Here is an 18,649-nt window from a genome sequence, read left to right on the forward strand (position 1 = left end):
TGATGACGCACGCGGGACAGAATAGCCTTTGGACAAAGGTAGAAGCGCAACGCGAGCGCGCACCGGCCATGTATGGCAACGTCGATTTTCGCATCATTCCCGAACGTTTCACCGCTACGGCTGGCGATCCAACTGCGCTTTCCGGCGAATATGCCTCGGAACGTGACGCGCTGCTTGCCGACGCAGAGCGCCTGGATTTCATCCGCGCCTATACGATGACCGGGGATGTGGCCGCCGACGCCTATGCAAGCCTGATGCGCGATTACAGCTTTCGCACCTTGGTCGACATGCTGACCCTCGCTTGCGACCAAGGCGTGGAAAATGTGCCGGACGCGCCGCCCGAACTGGTTGAATTGATCCGCGAGATGGAGCGAACGCCCAACTGGGTGGACATGAAACTTGTCGAGGAAGGCGCACGTATAGATCGCAATTCAGCCGCAAATTTCGGTCCATTCATCATTCGCGGCGCGTTCATCGCAACCTTCATGAACAAATATGCTGCGTTGCCGATGGCGATCACTGGCACATTAACGACCCAGACGGCCGCCAGACGCGTCAAGGATACCGCGACTTTCTTCACCACTTCTCTGCTGCCGGGCGCGCTCGAACGCTTTGGCCCGGGCTTCAAAGCGGCGGCCATGGTGCGATTGATGCATTCGATGGTGCGTGCAAACGTCTTGCGCCGGCCCGGTGAATGGGATGTCAGCGTTTACGGCATCCCAATTCCACAAGTCGATCAGATGCCTGCCGGACTCATTTCGATCTTTCTTTTATCCTATAAAATGATCGCGGAGGGACGGAACCAATTCACGGACTCGGAACGTGCGATGGTGGAACTGGCGCGTTATCGATGCTTTCTTCTCGGCCTTCCCGAAGATCTGCTCGCCGACACGCCTCAGGGGATCGTAGACCTCATGAACGCGCGCAGCGGGACCCTGCTTAGCGGATATGATGATGAAACATGTGGGGAATTATTGCGGGCGACCATGGCTGCAGATTTACGGCCGAATAATTCGTTGCGCGCACGCACCCACGAAACTTTCGAACGTGCTTTCGCGAAGCTGTTCTTCGTCAAGAGCTTCATGGGCAACGACAAGGAGAAAGCCGCGTCGATCGGGGTGAAGCTTACGTCCTTCGATATTTTTCTGGCCGCTCTGGCGGGTCTGTTTATCTATGCCAGAATGCGCCTCTACGCGCTTGCCGCACATATTCCCGGCCTGCGCGGGATAGCCGATCGCCGACTGGTCGCGAAGCTTAAGGCCCAGCTGGCTGATTATGGTCATGCAGAGTTTACGACCGACGCTCGGCAATATCGCCCGACTACTACACCGGCGGCTGCGGATTAATCCGCAGCCGGACGGCTTCTTTCATTCAATCATTCCGGCAATCGCTATTCAAGCGGCCGGCATAAGGGCGTCCATCATCCGCATTGCGTTACTGTCGATCGGATGAATTCCCATATCCGTGCGGATTTTACTAATCGGATCGGCAATGCGCTCGTGCCATGGTACTGCAATCAATTGTTTCGTGGCGCGGCCATGACGCCAGCCATCGAACGTAACGGACAGGAACATATCCATCACCGCAGGCGTATGGTTGGAAAACTTGGTCGCGACAGTCGCCAAAAAGCGCGTCGAGTAATTTTGTCCGAACTGAGCCATCTGAAAGCCCGAAATCGCCACTTCGCCGGGTCCCGTAAACCCATATCCTCCTACCAGGTGCCAGATATCGTGAAGTTGAAGGATACGGCGGTTGGTCCTGTTTTGCGCCGGATAGTCTCCCGGCAGAACCACATTATCGGCATCAATCACCTCGATATCATATCCGTTCGAATTCAACATCGTTAGCAATTCGGTCGCCAGCGTATCCGTCGGGTATTTTTCCAGATCGGCAGTGGTGAGCCGCACTTCGGGTTGGGCAATCAGGTCGTGCACCCCGTCAAATTCAAGAAGTGCCTCTTCGCAGCAATCCAATATCCGATCGTCGTAAAGGTCGCCCAGCGCGACAACTTGCAATGTCAAATCCAGCTCGCCATCGGTCGGCAACGGCGGCGCCTGAACAATATTCCAGAACCCGTCCCACAATGGCCGGGGCAATGCGATACGCGGCTTTCCGGTTTTTACCCATGGCAACGCCTCGGTAATTTCAGCGGCGCGCTGGGCGCTGTCGTTGCTGGCCAAAGTCGCCGCGGCGATGGCGTCGAAGATCGGCACCTGGGCCACCGGATCGACAAACGCAGCTGTCGTCATTAGCGCAGCAATCCCCAGTATAGGTTGCTCCTCGAGCGGCGGCTGGCCTGTCTCGACCCATGTTTCGAATTCATTCTGCATCGCCAGATCCATCGTCATAATCACTCTCCTAAAATCCCCTTTTTTGGAGATAACACTATAAAGATAGAATGATCAAGTTAGAACTGGCGCTTCCTCGTTTATTGACTATAATGGACCCATGTCCGAACCATCTAAAACCAGTTTTCCGAGGCGCACTGCGACAAAAGCGCGCACACGCCAGCGTATCGTCGATGCCGCCCGGCGCCTTTTCGTTACCCACGGCTATGCCGACGCGACAATGGCTGCGATCGCGGAAGCAGCCGATATCCATATAACAACGCTGTTCACGCATTTTTCGTCCAAGCGCAAACTCGCGGCAGAGATCGCGGTCACAGCTGGCACACGGTTTGAAACCGTAGTCAAGACGCAGCGCGAACAGGGTGTACCGGTGCTGACATTTTGGCGGAACCAGGTCGCTCGAATTGCGCATGCTTATGAGCGCGATGGCGACGGACAGATTAATCTCGGGCGAGCCATTGCCGGTGAACCCGATCTCTTACCGGTTTGGTTCGATCATCAGCGCCTGCAGATATCTTTGCTGACGGATTATATTGCTGACGAGCTTGGGATTGACCCCTTGGAGGATCGTCGCGCGCAAATGGTTGCTGCGATGCTGGTCGCGGGTGGCCGTATGGCATTCGACAGCTGGATCGAAAGCGGCCGAGCCGGTGATCTCGTCGCTGAGAACGAGCGGTTGTTAGACGCTGCCGAAGCCGTACTCGCCAACGGCTTGCCGTTGATCAAAACCGATACCGCGGACTCAGTGGACTCGGCTTAACGGCACGTACTGAGGCGTTATCAGAGCGTTTTCTCGCTGAGTTGCCGGATATTCTCGATATGCCGCAGCCGGTTGATTGGGTAATAAGCGAGACAGATAATCGCGAGCACCGTCGCTAGCGCTGTTGTGCCGATATAGATGCTGGCAAGTCTTTGCAGAACGTCACCGCTGACAAGTCCGGGTTGTGCCTTGTCGGGGAAATTAACGAAAGCAAGCAATAGACCCGCTAGCAGAATTCCCATGCCCGAGACCGCCTTGTTGACCATCGTTGATGCGGAAAAGAGCAGCCCCTCGGACCGGTGCCCGGTTTCCAGCTGAATTTGGTCAGTGACGTCCGCAATCATCGACACCGCCAGAATTCCGCCTGCGATGGTTGTCATGATCGTAAACGCGAACTGACCCATTAAAAGGTACAACAACATCGGTTCGCCATTTTCTGGAAACAGATCGGTCAGCCGCAAGACCAATGGCGTTACGTTAGAAACCAGCGCCAAGCTGAACATCATCAACGCAGACAGCTTTTTGCCGAACCGCGCGGACAGAGGCAGGACCACGACGAAAGCGAAGAATATCCCGACGATGCTGGTAGATGCGACCATGGCGATCTGGCTTGCGCTCAGTTCCCAGAAATAGGTTGAGAAGTACATTTGCAGAGCCATGTTAATTCCGGAGGCGATGGCAAAAAACAGGCTGGCGAGAAGGACCGACACATAAGAAGGATGCACCAATATGCCGAGCATTTCCTTCAGCATTTGTGACGTCGATATCGCTACGCGAGGTGGCGGTGCCGGTCGCTTCAGCACTTCTTTTTGCGTGCCAAACGACGATATGAGGACCGATACCATCATGATGGCTGCCGCTACCCAGGCGTAGACCCCATAGCCCCCGGCGTTTAGATGGCCGACCGGTTGCTCTGGCGTCGGCTGGAGAAAATAGCCAAATGTCACGATTGTCATTCCAAGGCCGCCGCATACGCCAAAGAAAAATCGCGCGGCGACGAGCTTTGTGCGTTCATCATAGTCGCTGGTGAACTCGGCCAGCAGAGCCGTAGACGGAATTTCGTAGAGGCTGATAGAAAAGCGCACAAAAATTGCGGTCACTACCAGCCATGCAAATTGCACGGCATCTGAGGCGTCGGGCGGCGACCAGAGCAACAGGTAGAAAATCCCGATAGGCAAAGCCGCTGCATACATGAAAGGGTGCCGCCGCCCCAGACGGGAGCGGAAATTATCTGAATATTGTCCGAGCAAGGGATCGAAAAGCGCATCTGCAATCATCGCGATCATGATCGCCGACCCTACCCAGGCAGCCGGGAGGCCGATGACCTGATTGTAGAATAGCATCAGAAGAGCATTGAAGCCCTGATCCTTGACGCCAAACGCTATCGTACCCGAGCCGTAAAGAAGCCGTGTTTTAAATGACAGCTCCTCTCGGGCCGCCGATCGGGATTGCGACATGCGCCGTTACCTATCGGAAACGAATTTCGAACTGGACACCGAACGTCCGGGGCGGCGTAAGCGAATATGACTGCGCCACCTCCAGAGTAGGCGAGGAAGCGAGAAGATCGCCGGTAGCGCTGTCATAACCCACGCTGTCGAACACATTCTTTACGAATGCGATAACCCGGAAACGGTCGTTACGTTCAGTCCAGATCGCGCGCAGGTCAACCTGATCATAAGACGGCATACGGTTATATTCGCGGTTGAAGATGTTGCTATATGCGGAGCTGCGCCAAACATAATTGCCTGACAAAGATAACGTACCAGGGTCGAAGTCGATGTTATAGACGGCATTTAACGCAACCTTGTGACGCGGAGCGTTGGGTAGTCGCGCGCCGTCAACACTTTGCGGTTGCTGCCCTGCCACAGCAGCGCCCGATGGCTGGGCTTCCGGCTGGATAGCCAATGGATCTTCGCCATCGACAAAACAGCATCCGCTGTCGACGCGCGAATGGCCATAACCGTAATTGAACGCCATTTGCAGAGCATCCGTCGGCTGCCAGGCCAGTTCGGCTTCGACTCCATAGCTTTTCGAACTGTCGAGATTGAAAAACTGGGTAAGCTGTGCGCCTCCCGGCTGTGATACCGTCAATGGCACCTGGAGCCCTTGGTAGTCGTAATAGAAACCGGCCAGATTAACCCGAAGCCTTGCCCCAAGTGTCCGTTTATACCCTATCTCGTAGGCGTTGACATGCTCCGCTCCGGTTTGTGGTAGCGCCGATATACCGCCCGCGTTGAAGCCACCCGATTTATATCCCCGGCTGTAGCGCGCAAATGCCAGTTCATCGTCTGTAGGCTGCCATTGGACAGCGACCGTGCCGGTTACGGCATCCCAACTGTTCGACAAGTCACGACTGGCGATACCTGTCGCCGGGTCAGTCGTAACAGCAGACGCCACGCCCGGCGCTGCGGCTGTAGAAATTTGCGACGCCGTAATGTCGAGCGCCGGTGTCGCCGTACCGTATAGATCGGGAGAGAAACCGCCGCATCCGAAACACAGGATGCGGAAGGATTCGTCACCACTTTTCTTGTCACGGGTATAGCGCAATCCACCTGTCACTTTGAACTCGTCGGAGATTTGATAGTCGACCTGGCCGAACGCAGCCATCGACTTGGTGGTCAGCGTCGAAGCGGCATATACGAAATCGCTGAACGGGTTGGCGGGACCATTGGCCGGCGTTTGAAGTTGCAACTGATCGGGAGCGCGGAAGTGCGTTTCCTGCGTCAACGTCTCCTGATAATAATAAACACCGGCGACCCATTGCAGCGGTCCGTTGGTGTTTGACGTCAGATTGATTTCACCACTACCAAAAGATTTGTCGGTGCCTAGGTCAACTTGTGAGGAAGGAAATACTGTCAACGGCCCACAGCCGGGAATGAAAGCGCAAACCCCTCCACCGGCAGCAAGCGGGAATGTATAGGAAATCACGCTGGTATCATCGAGCTCATAGGTATTTTCTGCACGATATTGCTGATAGCCGCCGAGCAGGCGAACATCGAACGTTGGCAATGTCCATTTTATGTCGCCGGTCGCACCGAAATTGTCACGCATACGTTCGGTCTGGGTCGTGTCGGCACTGAAGTGCCTGATATCGGCTGCGCCGGGCGGCTGGGGATTCGGGTTCAGCGTAACCACTCCCGGGATTAAATAGCCAAAGGCAGCCCCCGGGATAATTGCTCCAAAAGGATAAGGCGCAAAATCATAGCCGCCGATACGGTTGATAGTACGAGGATTAAGATCGGTGCTGCCGGTTGACAGTTTGAGCCAGCCAACCACGTCCGGCCCCAGATCGGCTTCCAGTTGCAACTCAAGATACCGGCGCTCGCCCCGCCCCCCTTCACTGCCCTTGCCAGCATCATTTTTGAAATAGCCGTCATCCTGGTTATAAAACGCGCCCGCCAATCGCGCCCGAAGTCCGTTCGCGACCTCGCCTGATGCTGAAGCTTCCAGACTATAGACGCCGTAATTGCCCACCGTGCCCCGCAGATCTGCTGTCAGTTCTTCGGTCGGTCTCTTGGAGATCGCATTGATGGCACCTCCGATTGAATTCCGTCCGTAAAGCGTACCTTGTGGGCCACGTAACACTTCAATGCGTTCGATAAAGAAATCAGATGCGGCGATCGAGTTGGTCGAGGAATCATATATTCCGTCCGTGTAGGTCGAGACGCCTGGATCACTGCCGTTGGTATTCGTTTGACGGCCGATACCGCGGATAAAAACACGGTCGTTACTGGCCGAATAGCTGAGGCCGGGTGTAAAATTCGCAAAATCCTGAAGGGTGTTTATTCCCGCGATTTGCCGTGCATCAGCCGTATAGGCGGAAATCGGCAACGGCACGTCCTGAAGATTGACACTACGCTTTTCAGCCGTGACGACAATTTCGGCAAGTCCGCTATCGGCTTTCGCGCTAGGTGGCTGATCTGCCGCCGGCACCGAATCCTGAGTTTGTGCCGCAACCGGCGCCCCTACAAATGCAACACTCGCAAGCATCCATGAAATGTTTCGCATACCCATCCTCTCCCGTCGCCAGCGATCTGCTGGTCGATAATTAGAACAGTGATCCCGCTTATACGGGTCTCACATCATTAGTATCCGGAATGCCTTTTCAGCATCTCCTGAATCGGATGTTATAGGAGATTTATAGATTAGTCTATAATCATATAATTATCGGTATAGATAATCAGAAAGATAGCGGAATACAGCCAGATACCCAGCGTCTGATGCATGGTGAAATCACGATGTCCCTGCATACTTGCTGCCGGATTAGTATCACTGACCTCCGGTAAGTCGAGCGAGGTCGGTGCCCCCCGGAGCCGCACATCGTTCTGTCGAAGAGGGTGCCTGTGATTTCAAATTCGAGCTACATAATAATTGTCTTATCGATTTTTCTATGACAATAGAATAAAGTACCTCGACGTGGCTCGCCACGCCGACAACAATTAAGCCACCACGAAGATGGAGGCAGAAATGGGGAGGAAAATAATGGCTCGACAATTGCGCCTGATGGATTGGCCAAAGATATTGCTGGGAAGAAGAAACGGGCCGCCTCCCGCGCGCGAACGGAATTATTCTATGGGAATATGGGGGGCCTTCAAATGAGTTCGTCCTCTACCCTTAAGGAACTTTCTAAACGCGATGTGCCTGACTGGTATAATGATGCCAAGTTTGGAATCTTCATCCATTGGGGAGCTTTCGCTATTCCCGGCTTTGCACCGCGCCTCGGCTCGATTGGCGAAGCTTTTGCCAAAGACTATGATCGGGCGGTTGCGATGGTGCCCTATACTGAGTGGTACTGGAACGCGACCAAGGTGCCGGGAACGCCCTCGGCCGAGTTCCATAAGACGCATTACGGTGACGCCCCTTATACAGATTTCAAACAGCCATTCGAAGAAGGGCTTAAGCAATGGGACCCCTCGGCTTGGGCCGAGGCTTTTCGCGATGCAGGCGCCCGCTATGTCGTGCTTGTGACGAAACATCATGACGGACTTTCGCTTTGGCCGTCCGACATTGCCAATCCGCACGAAGAGAACTGGAGCACAAGCCGTGATATCGTCGGCGAATTGGCGAAAGCCGTACGCGCGGCCGGGATGCGGTTCGGGGTCTATTATTCGGGAGGGATCGACTGGACCTTCAATCGTCGGCCGATGCGCACCCTCGGCGACTTCATTTCGTCAACGCCCGGCGGCGACTATCCAGCCTATGCTATGGCTCAGGTTCGCGAATTGATCGAGAAATACGAACCCTCGGTTCTCTGGAATGACATATCTTGGCCAACCCGTTCCAAATCGCTCTATCAGCTATTTTCCGACTATTATTCTGCCGTGCCGGATGGCGTGGTCAACGACCGCTGGGTTGCGGCGAGCGTTCCACGAGAATTGCTTAAAATTCCGTTGGTCCGGAAATTGATTGATCGCAAAATCAAGGCGTCATTGCGCAAACGCAGTGGCAAGGAATCGGAGGGTATCATCCCGCCGCCAGTGCCGCACAGCGACTTCCGTACGCCCGAATATGCCGCCTTTGCCGAAATCCAGATCAAGAAGTGGGAAGCCACGCGCGGCATGAGCCATTCATTCGGTTTCAACCGCAATGATACGGATGCTGATTATGAAAGCGCCGAAACACTCATTCATGATTTCATCGATGCCGTTTCGCGCAATGGCAATCTTTTGTTAAATGTCGGCCCCCGCGGGACTGATGCCACCATCCCGGACGAACAATTGAAGCGCCTGAAGCAATTTGGCACATGGTTGCGAGCCAATGGTGATGCGATTTATGGAACGCGGCCGTGGACTCGCTCGGATGGAGAGACCGACGACGGCCAAGCCGTCCGCTTCACCGCCTCGCCGGGACGGTTGAACCTGATTTTCAAGGGGCCGATTACGTCCAAACAGTTGCTGGTAAAAAACCTGTCCATTGTCGGCACTGCACGGCGCCTTGCCGACGACAGTCCAGTGACTTTGGAGGCCCAGGGAGCGGATCTGTTGTTGACCTTTGCAAGCTCCGGTTCGGACCCTATCGGCACTGCGGTGTCGATCAGTATAGCCGCAAACGATTAGCAAATAAATTGATCCATCAATCGGAATCAATGAAATCATGGCGCGCCCGAGATGATGAGCATGGGCGCTCCAATCATTGGAAAATCTCAATCGCTCTGACAAATGGATATTCAGAATTTATATTTTGCTGACACCTGCACCTTTTGCAGATTGCCCGCTGTGCCATTTTCCAGTTCACGATTGGCGTACATATATTCTATTCCCAGATCGAGCGGCGGGACGGGCGAATAGATTATATTTGCGAAACCATTCCAGCTTTCATCCGTAACGACCCTGGTCGTGAGTGCCACTGGATTATCAGCTTTAAAATAGCTGCCGGAAATTGTCGATCGGAGATTGTCGGTCCACATATGACGATAAGCAAGAAATCCGGAATAAGTGGCTATCGGATCAAGGCTGCCATCGACGCGCAATGCGGCATCATTGACGATATTAAGGCCGATATAGCGTCCCAGCCCCTGCCCGGCTGTTGCCATGAAACGAATGTCATCGCGCGAACCAATATTCACTTTACCTGACAGGCTTAGGCCATAGCCAATGGCACTGTCGGAAATCAGCCCGAAATCATCCGGCTTCACGCGAAGGACCCGACCGATAGCGGCTGCGGTCAGATGGCCGAAATCGCCGCTATGATTGTAGCGTAAAACGACATCCGGCAAACTGTCGTCACCTGCCACAACGCGGCCACCCGTAGGGCTGGTCACTGTTGTTTCTGGCTGTTCAATTGCTAATTGAAGACCGCCATTTGTGTAACGGACCATTGGTTGACGGTTGAAAACGGTACCGGGTGTCGGTCCGATAAAGTCGAGCGCTTCGGGCAACGCGCCTACATCCTGAAAGGTCGACCAGGCCTGACCGAACAGCCAGTTGTCGAAGGTGATATAGGCCTGCCGCAGACGCGGTGTATAGCTGTTTGAAACACGCTCGTCACCGCCGCTGGTGACCATGAAATCCATCTCGATTTTCGAACCCAGCTTATGTCCGTCACCGACATCGGTGCTGGTTTCAAGAATGAAGCGGCTTTGGCGCGCACTGAAATCAGTATCAAATCCGGAAGATGTTCCGCCAACCGGAATGGCACCGGGAATCAAAAAGTCACGCACGATGCTACCCGTTTCAACCTGACCGCCGCTGGTTCGCTGCGAGATGGCGTCTATTTTTACATAGCCGCCGTAAGTCACACGCGTTTTGCCAACATTAAAGCCATTACCGCCAGAGGATTGTTCGGCCACTTTGGTTTCTACCGCTGACGTTCTTTCAGCGAGGGCCCGCGTCTCCGAGATTGCTTGCCGGGCCTGTTGCGCAACGGCGACATCGCTCGCCGCCGGCGCACCCTCTTTTGCATCCAAGCGTTCAATCAGACCGGCAACCAAAGTTTCCAACCGATCCAGCCGGCCATCGACATCGCTCTTTTGAGCCCATGCAGATGATGAACTCAGCATCGTCGCGGATAGTAATAATCCCTTGATCAGAAATCTTGCAGCCTTGGCCATGCGCCATCCTCCCCTTCGCTTATATTTCAGCAAGAATGACAGGCGAACTGGCAAAGGGAAATTAGCCAATGGTCTATACGACCAATGTCGCATTCAAATCCTATGTACCTTTCGGATAGATGGAGCTCAATATTATAGGAAATGGGGAGATGATCATGTCGGATAGCTTGGATATAAAAGCCAAGGCAGATAGCAAGACTATCATTTCCTCACCGCAGGAAGGTGCTCCAACGCATTGCACATCCGAGGATTATAACCGCTTATATGCAGAAAGCATATCCGATCCCGATGCATTCTGGGCGAAGCAAGCGGAGCGGCTGGACTGGATTGCCAAGCCTTCCAGGATATCCAATTGGTCCTTCGATCCTGTCGATATTAAATGGTATGAAGATGGCACCCTGAACATCTGCCATAATGCCGTCGATCGCCATGTCGAAGCTGGCAAGGGAGATGTGACGGCGCTGATTTTTGAGCCCGATGATCCGCAGTCGGACGGGCGCGCACTGACCTATGCCGAGCTTCTGGCTGAGGTCATCAAAATGGCCGGGGCTCTCAAAAAAATGGGCGTCAAAAAAGGTGACCGGGTCACAATTTATATGCCAATGATTGTAGAAGGCGCGGTTGCCATGTTGGCATGTTCCAGGATTGGCGCAGTCCACTCAGTGGTGTTTGGCGGCTTCTCTCCGGAAGCGCTGGCGGGGCGGATCGAGGATTGCGAAAGCCGTTTTGTGATTACGGCAGATGCAGGCCTGCGCGGAGGAAAGACCGTGCCCCTCAAGGCCAATGTTGATGCCGCGCTGGACCATGACGGGGTGGAGGTGGATGCGGTGCTGGTCGTGCGCCATGCTGGCGTCGATGTAGCGATGAGCGAATGCCGCGATCACTGGTATCACGAGATCGGCACAGATGTAGAAGCTGACTGTCCTTGCGAACCGATGAATGCCGAGGATCCGTTATTCATACTCTACACATCAGGATCAACGGGCACCCCGAAAGGTGTATTACACACTGTCGGTGGCTATGCCGTCTGGGTGGCGACCACCTTTCATTATGTGTTTGATTATAGACCGGGCGAAATATTCTGGTGCAGCGCCGACATCGGCTGGGTCACCGGGCATAGTTACATCGTCTATGGTCCGCTCATAAACGGGGCTACGGAAGTCATGTTCGAGGGCATTCCCAATCATCCTGACTTTGGCCGTTTCTGGGAAATAGTCGCCAAATATAAGGTCAATATTTTCTACACCGCACCTACCGCGATCCGTGCGCTGATGCGTGAAGGCGATGCGCCGGTGAAGGCGCACGACCGCTCGTCCATTCGCTTGCTCGGTACCGTTGGTGAACCGATCAACCCCGAAGCGTGGCGCTGGTATTATGATGTAGTTGGCGAAGGAAACTCGCCCATTGTCGACACATGGTGGCAGACCGAAACCGGCGGCATCATGATCACCACTCTGCCCGGCGCACATGCTATGAAACCCGGCAGTGCAGGCAAGCCATTTTTTGGCATTAAACCGCAGCTGGTCGATAACGAGGGCGCTGTGCTAGAGGGTGCGACCAGTGGAAATCTGTGCATCATTGCCAGCTGGCCGGGGCAAGCACGATCCGTCTATGGCGATCACGAACGCTTCATCCAGACATATTTTTCGACCTATAAGGGCAAATATTTCACGGGTGACGGCTGCCGGCGCGACAAGGATGATTATTACTGGATCACCGGCCGCGTTGATGATGTGATCAATGTCTCCGGCCATCGCATGGGCACGGCGGAAGTGGAATCGGCGCTGGTCTCTCATCCCAAAGTCGCAGAAGCGGCGGTGGTCGGCTATCCGCACGACATAAAGGGACAGGGCATATATTGCTATGTCACCCTGAACGCCGGAGTGGAATCATCGGACGAATTGACAGCCGAACTGCGTGGCCATGTCCGCATCGAGATTGGCCCCATCGCCACGCCCGATCATCTCCACCTCACGCCGACCCTCCCCAAGACCCGTTCCGGAAAAATCATGCGGCGGATACTGCGGAAGATTGCCGAGAATGACTATGCTGCGCTCGGTGATACTTCCACTCTTGCAGATCCCGACGTTGTTGATAGTCTGATCGAAGGAAGGTTAAACAGGTAAGCCATGGCCCGCATCATCATCGCTGATGACCACCCGCTGTTCAGGGGTGCATTATGTCAGGCGGTGCAGAAAGTCTGGCCGAAAGCGGATATCGTGGAAGCCGAGACTGTGGCGCAGGCCAATATAGCGGCGGCGGCTGGCCCGGCCGATCTTCTACTCCTTGATCTGCATATGAAGGACAGTGACGGGCTGACGGCGCTGCTGGATTTCCGTCACGAATTTCCCGCCTTACCTGTGGTAGTGGTTTCTGCCAGTGAAGAAGGTCGGGTGGTGCGGGCGTGTCAAAGTCTGGGCGCCTCGGGTTTCATTCCCAAATCGGTCGATCTGGATGTCATGCGCGGGGCTCTGTCCCGAATTCGTGATGGCGATATATGGTTTGATACTGATGTCACAGAAAGCGAAGATGATACGGCATTATTCGATAAGTTGGCTAGCCTGACACCGGCGCAACGGCGGATATTGAATCTGGTCAGCCAGGGGATGCTCAACAAACAGATTGCCTATCAAATGGAGATTAGCGAAGCGACGGTCAAAGCCCATATCACGGCAATTTTCCGCAAGCTGGATGTCATCAGCCGTACGCAAGCGGTTCTGGTGGCGAAACAATTGGATGTTAACCTGCCAGAAGTTAAACCGGCCTGAGATCAGCTTTTTCGGAAAGTCTGGCTCACCAGCGCACGAAGCGCCGCGGGCGGCACCGGCTTGAGCAAGCGCTCGACTGTCGATCGCACCGCAGCATCTTTTGTCCGGCCGGAATCCTCTGCGGTTACCAATATACCGGCCGGGCGCTGGCCCCAATTTTCACAGAGCTTTTCAAAAAGTTGGTCACCGGTCCAGCCATCGTCCAGTTGATAGTCAAAAATCACCAGTTCAGGCGGCTTTGAAAAAGCGTCAAAGGCCTGCTCTGGCGACAAAGCTGTCCGTATGTCACACCCCCAGCCCTCCAACAGGGCGGAAAGACTGTCCAGAGCACTTTGATCGTTATCGACGTAGAGGACCGTTTTACCAATCAGATCGGAAGCGCGTGTTTGTCGTGCTTTGGGTACCTCTCTGTCAGCTATTTTTGCTTTTCCACGTCTCAGGGAGAGAGAGAAGCTGCTCCCCTCCCCAAGTGTCGATGCCACAGCAATCTCCGTTTCGAGCAAGCGTGCAATCCGCTGGGATATGGACAAACCCAACCCGGCACCTTCCCTATCGGCCTGCGTGCCGACTTGCTGAAACTCTTCAAAAATGCGTTGATGGTGCTTAGGATCAATGCCTGGCCCGGTATCGTCGATCCGGATTTTCGCTTTACCGGCCTTGATTTCCACTCCGAGTGAAACCGATCCCGCTTCGGTATATCGAACGGCATTGGAAATTAGATTCTGGAGAATGCTGAGAAGGAGATTACGGTCCGTTTTAACCCAGACATCCGATTCTTGTACATTCAGAACCAGCCCCTTTTTCTTTGCGGCACGGTTAAATTCCGAACGCAGATCATCGAATATCGGTGCTAACGGGAATGTAGTAATCTCGGGTTGCAAACCGCCGCCATCCAGCTTGGATATGTCGAGCAATGCGCGCAACAGGCGATCCGCCATTTCAATAGAACGGTCAATATCGTTCGCCAGTTTTCTCGCCTTGGGTTGCTCGGCCCCAATTTCTTCATGAAGCGCCGAAGTGAATAGCCTCGCGGCGTTCAGTGGCTGTACAAGGTCATGGCTGGCTGCTGCCAGAAAACGGGTTTTCGAGCGGGTTGCCTTTTCCAGCGCGATATTGACTTCGGTGAGTTGTCGAGTGCGTTCTGCAACCTTTGCCTCCAATGCCTGCCCTGACCGCCTGTCTGCGGTGATATCTGTATAGCTGGTCACATAGCCGCCGGTCGCGGTCGGATTGCCCAATATCCGCAATATTCGGCCGTCAGCCTGCTCGCGCTCTTGACCATGTTTACGACCAGCTCGCATATGATTGAGCCGTTTCGAAACTTCCGCTTCTATTTGATTATCATTCAAACCGTTGCGGCGCAAATTATTGCCTATCAAATCAGCTATCGGGCGCCCGACCACTATCAGGTCATCGCCCACGCCAAACATCTCGACATAGCGGCTATTCCAGGCAACAAGTTGCATTTCATTGTCGACAACAGCAACGCCCTGATCAATATTCTCGATCGCTGTTTGCAGCAATTCCCCGCTAAATTGCAGACGCTGTGAAGTTTCGTCAAACATGGCGACAACCTGTTCCAACGGTATCGGGTCGCCCTCCATGGTAGAACCAATAATCGCCCTGGCCGACGATGCACCAAGCACGCCGGAAAGCTGTCGCTCGACCATTTCGATCAAGGCGTCGTCGGCAACGTCCAGATCGCTGTAGGCGCGGCCATCAAGCTGCGCGCCCAGCTGCTTCATCGCTGCACGACTGCGCTCATCCCCGACAAATTGCCGCAACAGCAGACGATAATCCGCCACGCGCATTTTTTCCAGCGTACGGCTACCACCAACTGTGCGGTATTCCATGCCGACAAAGGCGGCCGACTGCGCTTTATCGATGATATTTGTCTGTGTGTTCAGGGAGAATATAAGATACCCGGCAATATTGAGGGAAAGACTGATGATCACCGCTGACACCAGCATATCATCCGCAATCTGGAAAACCGGATTTGTGTCAAGATAGGTTGGTATTATCAATAATATTAACCAGGCGCCGAAGCCCAATGAAAGCCCCGCATTGACCCCCTTACGATTGCCCGTCTTCCAAAACAGTCCGCCGATGAGTGCCGGAGCGAATTGCGAAACGGCTGCAAAAGAAATTATTCCCACACCTGCCAGTGTGGTGGCGCTATTGATTGTCCGGTAATAAAGATAAGCGAGGAAAAGCAGACCGATGATCGTCAGACGTCTGATCCATAGCAGCGACTGGCTCAATATGGCGTGATTGGTCCTGCGACGATAGAAAAGCGGAATGATCAGGTCGTTGGTAATCATACCGGACAGCGCCACGGTTGTAACAATCACCATGCCGGTGGCCGCCGAAAAACCGCCAATGAATACCAGTATCGCTAGCCAATCCGCACCGGTGCTCAGCGGAAAGGCAAGCATCAGCATATCGGGATTTGCCTGGCCCGCCGGCATCATCGATGTACCGATCATCGTTATCGGAAATACGACCAGGGCAATGGCGACAAGATAAGCAGGAAAAACGAAGCGCATCAGCCTGTCCGGGCGATCTTTCTGTGCCTCGACAATGGTCATATGAAATTGCCGCGGCAAACATAAGGCCGCACATGCGGATATTAGGGTCAATGTTGCAAAGCGGGCATCAAACTGCTCCACTTTGAAAATCTCGCCAAAGCTGCGCGCACCCTCAATTTGTGTAGCATCTGTTCCCGCAAGCATAAGAACCGCGAACAACGTGACTGCCAGCAAAGCGAACATTTTTACCACGGCTTCGACAGCAATGGTCAGCACCAGTCCCCTGTTATGTTGGGTAAGATCGACCTGCCGGGCGCCGAACAATATGGCGAACATCGCCATTACAGCGGCCACTCCCAACACGACATCTTCGGAGTTGATCACGCCACCAATATCGGGCGATAGCGCCGACAACGTCTGACCGACGGATTTTAATTGCAGAGCCACATAAGGCAGGATTCCGATAGTGGCGATGATGGTGACCAGAGCGGCCACCGAACCGCTTTTGCCATATCGGGTCGACAGAAAATCCGCGATCGAGGTGCTGTGTTGCGCTTTGCCCAGCTGCAAGGTGCGTGAAACCAGACCATAGCCGATGGTGAATAATAATATCGGCCCGAGATAGATTGGCAGAAAATGCCAGCCATTCGACACTGCCGTTCCGACCGCGCTGTAAAACGTCCAACTGGTGCAATAAACACCGAGAGAAAGCCCATAAACGCAGGACTGAGCGCGCGGCCCTAAAGGAAAGCGCCCGCTGTCCCCCTTTAGCGCAAGCCAAAAGAGACCGGCAGCATAGAGCACCGAAGCGGCCAGCGCGATCCACAAGATCATTTTCTTCTCCTGTTTCTCTTTAAGCAAAAAAAAAGGGCAACGCCAAGCGCCGCCCTTTTTTCTTAGGATTGGAAGAGTCTAATGCACCGCCGCATCTCCAGCTCCGCGTGGTACGCGGATCGAATCGATCATCTTGAGTACCTCCACCGGCGGCGAGGCGGTCATTCTGGATACTGCAATTGCGATAGCGAAATTGATGACCATGCCAACCACACCAATCCCCTCGGGAGAGATACCGAACAGCCAGTTCGCTGCTACATTGGCCTCCGGCGCGACCAGCTTGAAATAGGCAATGTAGCTGAAGGTAAATACCAGTCCGCTTACCATGCCTGCAATCGCGCCTTCCTTGTTCATGGATTTCCAGAAGATACCCATGAAAATGGCCGGGAATAGCGATGCCGCCGCAAGACCGAAGGCAAAGGCCACAACCTGCGCCACCCATCCCGGAGGATAGATGCCGAGGTAACCCGCCACCACGATCGCCGCTGTTGCCGCAAGACGTGCCGCCATCAACTCCCCTTTTTCTGTAATTTGCGGACGGAAGGTCTGTTTCAGCAAGTCATGACTGATCGACGATGAAATCACCAGCAGCAAGCCCGCCGCCGTCGATAGCGCTGCCGCCAAGCCACCAGCGGCCACCAAAGCTATCACCCAACCGGGAAGATTTGCAATTTCCGGATTGGCGAGCACCATGATGTCTTTATCAACATAGACCTCATTCTCGCTTTCGACATTGATTGTATTGGCAATCAATCGTTCTCCGCTTTTGCCGGTTTGACCGGTAAACTCGGGGCTGCCGGCAAAGGCGTCACCCGCGCGGTATTCCATCTTGCCATCGCCATTTTTATCGGTCCAGGCGATCAGGTCATTGGCTTCCCAGTTCTTGAACCATTCCGGCGCTTCTGCATATTCGGTCTGGTCAACCGTTTCGATGAAGTTGATCCGCGCAAACGCGCCAATCGCAGGGGCCGTGGTATAAAGCAGCGCAATGAAGATCAGTGCCCAACCCGCCGACTTACGAGCATCTGATGCCTTGGGCACGGTGAAGAACCTCACGATCACATGCGGCAATCCGGCCGTACCGACCATCAACGCAGCCGTGATACAGAATACGTCGATCATCGATTTTGAGCCGTCAGTATAGGCGCCAAAGCCCATGTCCTGAAGCACCAGATCCAGTTTCTGCAGTACGTATAACCCCGAGCCGTCGTTGACCGTCGATCCCAGCCCCAATTGAGGTATCGGATTACCGGTCACCAGAAAGCTGATGAAAAACGCCGGCACCATATAAGCAAAGATCAGCACGCAATATTGTGCGACTTGCGTATAGGTGACACCTTTCATCCCGCCGAGCACGGCATAAAAGAACACAATACCCATGCCTATAATCACGCCGAGCGTAATCGGTACGTCGAGGAAGCGGGAGAAAACAATACCCACGCCACGCATTTGTCCGGCAATATAAGTGAAGCTGATAAAGATCAGACAGATCACCGCAACCACACGCGCAGTTTTTGAATAATAGCGCGTGCCGATAAAATCGGGCACCGTAAATTGTCCAAATTTGCGCAGATAGGGCGCCAGCAATAATGCCAGCACCACATAGCCGCCTGTCCAGCCCATCAGGTAGACCGAGCCATCATAGCCGGAAAAGGCGATGATACCCGCCATCGAGATAAAGCTGGCCGCCGACATCCAGTCAGCCGCCGTTGCCATACCATTGACGATCGGGTGCACCCCGCCGCCGGCAATATAGAATTCCTTGGTCGATCCGGCCCGCGTCCATATCGCAATGCCGATATAGAGGGAGAAGGAGAGACCGACGAAAAGATAGATTAATGTTTGTGTATCCATGTCAACCT

At 54.1% G+C, this 18,649-nt stretch carries 11 protein-coding genes; 5 read left to right on the plus strand and 6 right to left on the minus strand.

The genetic code is table 11. The features are described from left to right. Positions 1–2 precede the first annotated feature (2 nt). Positions 3–1,346: an oxygenase MpaB family protein gene (locus tag ACWFTY_RS13075; RefSeq protein WP_447524628.1), complete on the plus strand. Its 1,344-nt coding sequence runs from the start codon at positions 3–5 to the stop codon at positions 1,344–1,346. 48 nt (positions 1,347–1,394) lie between these two features. On the opposite strand, the gene ACWFTY_RS13080 is transcribed toward ACWFTY_RS13075, so the two are convergent. Further along, complete coding sequence (locus tag ACWFTY_RS13080) at positions 1,395–2,348, minus strand: Coq4 family protein (RefSeq protein ID WP_447524629.1); 954 nt, start codon at positions 2,346–2,348, stop codon at positions 1,395–1,397. A gap of 100 nt (positions 2,349–2,448) precedes the next feature. Between ACWFTY_RS13080 and ACWFTY_RS13085 the strand changes: the two genes are divergently transcribed. Next, positions 2,449–3,108, plus strand: a complete 660-nt coding sequence (locus ACWFTY_RS13085; protein WP_447524630.1) for a TetR/AcrR family transcriptional regulator — start codon at positions 2,449–2,451, stop codon at positions 3,106–3,108. A gap of 20 nt (positions 3,109–3,128) precedes the next feature. On the opposite strand, the gene ACWFTY_RS13090 is transcribed toward ACWFTY_RS13085, so the two are convergent. Continuing rightward, the gene (locus ACWFTY_RS13090; protein WP_447524631.1) at positions 3,129–4,565 is read right to left on the minus strand and encodes an MFS transporter; all 1,437 of its coding nucleotides are present in this window, start codon (positions 4,563–4,565) and stop codon (positions 3,129–3,131) included. 10 nt (positions 4,566–4,575) lie between these two features. Continuing rightward, the gene (locus tag ACWFTY_RS13095; RefSeq protein ID WP_447524632.1) at positions 4,576–7,116 is read right to left on the minus strand and encodes a TonB-dependent receptor; all 2,541 of its coding nucleotides are present in this window, start codon (positions 7,114–7,116) and stop codon (positions 4,576–4,578) included. A 587-nt stretch (positions 7,117–7,703) separates the two neighbouring features. On the opposite strand from ACWFTY_RS13095, the gene ACWFTY_RS13100 reads away from it, so the two are divergent. Next, the gene (locus ACWFTY_RS13100; protein WP_447524633.1) at positions 7,704–9,164 is read left to right on the plus strand and encodes an alpha-L-fucosidase; all 1,461 of its coding nucleotides are present in this window, start codon (positions 7,704–7,706) and stop codon (positions 9,162–9,164) included. Positions 9,165–9,274: 110 nt separating this feature from the next. Here the strand turns inward: ACWFTY_RS13100 and ACWFTY_RS13105 are convergent, their stop codons facing one another. Then, a complete protein-coding gene (locus ACWFTY_RS13105) occupies positions 9,275–10,657 on the minus strand; it encodes a DcaP family trimeric outer membrane transporter (RefSeq protein WP_447524634.1) in 1,383 nt (460 codons plus the stop codon). Between the two features lie 155 nt (positions 10,658–10,812). On the opposite strand from ACWFTY_RS13105, the gene acs reads away from it, so the two are divergent. Both acs and ACWFTY_RS13115 read left to right on the plus strand, forming a co-directional pair. Continuing rightward, entirely contained in the window at positions 10,813–12,783 is a 1,971-nt protein-coding gene (gene acs, locus ACWFTY_RS13110; protein WP_447524635.1) for an acetate--CoA ligase, read from the plus strand. 3 nt (positions 12,784–12,786) lie between these two features. Next, positions 12,787–13,425, plus strand: a complete 639-nt coding sequence (locus ACWFTY_RS13115) for a LuxR C-terminal-related transcriptional regulator (RefSeq protein WP_447524636.1) — start codon at positions 12,787–12,789, stop codon at positions 13,423–13,425. Between the two features lie 2 nt (positions 13,426–13,427). Here the strand turns inward: ACWFTY_RS13115 and ACWFTY_RS13120 are convergent, their stop codons facing one another. Both ACWFTY_RS13120 and ACWFTY_RS13125 read right to left on the minus strand, forming a co-directional pair. After that, the gene (locus ACWFTY_RS13120; protein ID WP_447524637.1) at positions 13,428–16,787 is read right to left on the minus strand and encodes a hybrid sensor histidine kinase/response regulator; all 3,360 of its coding nucleotides are present in this window, start codon (positions 16,785–16,787) and stop codon (positions 13,428–13,430) included. 78 nt (positions 16,788–16,865) lie between these two features. After that, positions 16,866–18,641 carry a sodium:solute symporter family protein gene (locus ACWFTY_RS13125; RefSeq protein WP_447524638.1) on the minus strand — a complete coding sequence of 592 codons (1,776 nt, stop codon included), beginning with the start codon at positions 18,639–18,641 and terminating at the stop codon, positions 16,866–16,868. Positions 18,642–18,649: the final 8 nt, after the last annotated feature.

The organism is Parasphingorhabdus sp. NYA22 (genome assembly GCF_976973735.1).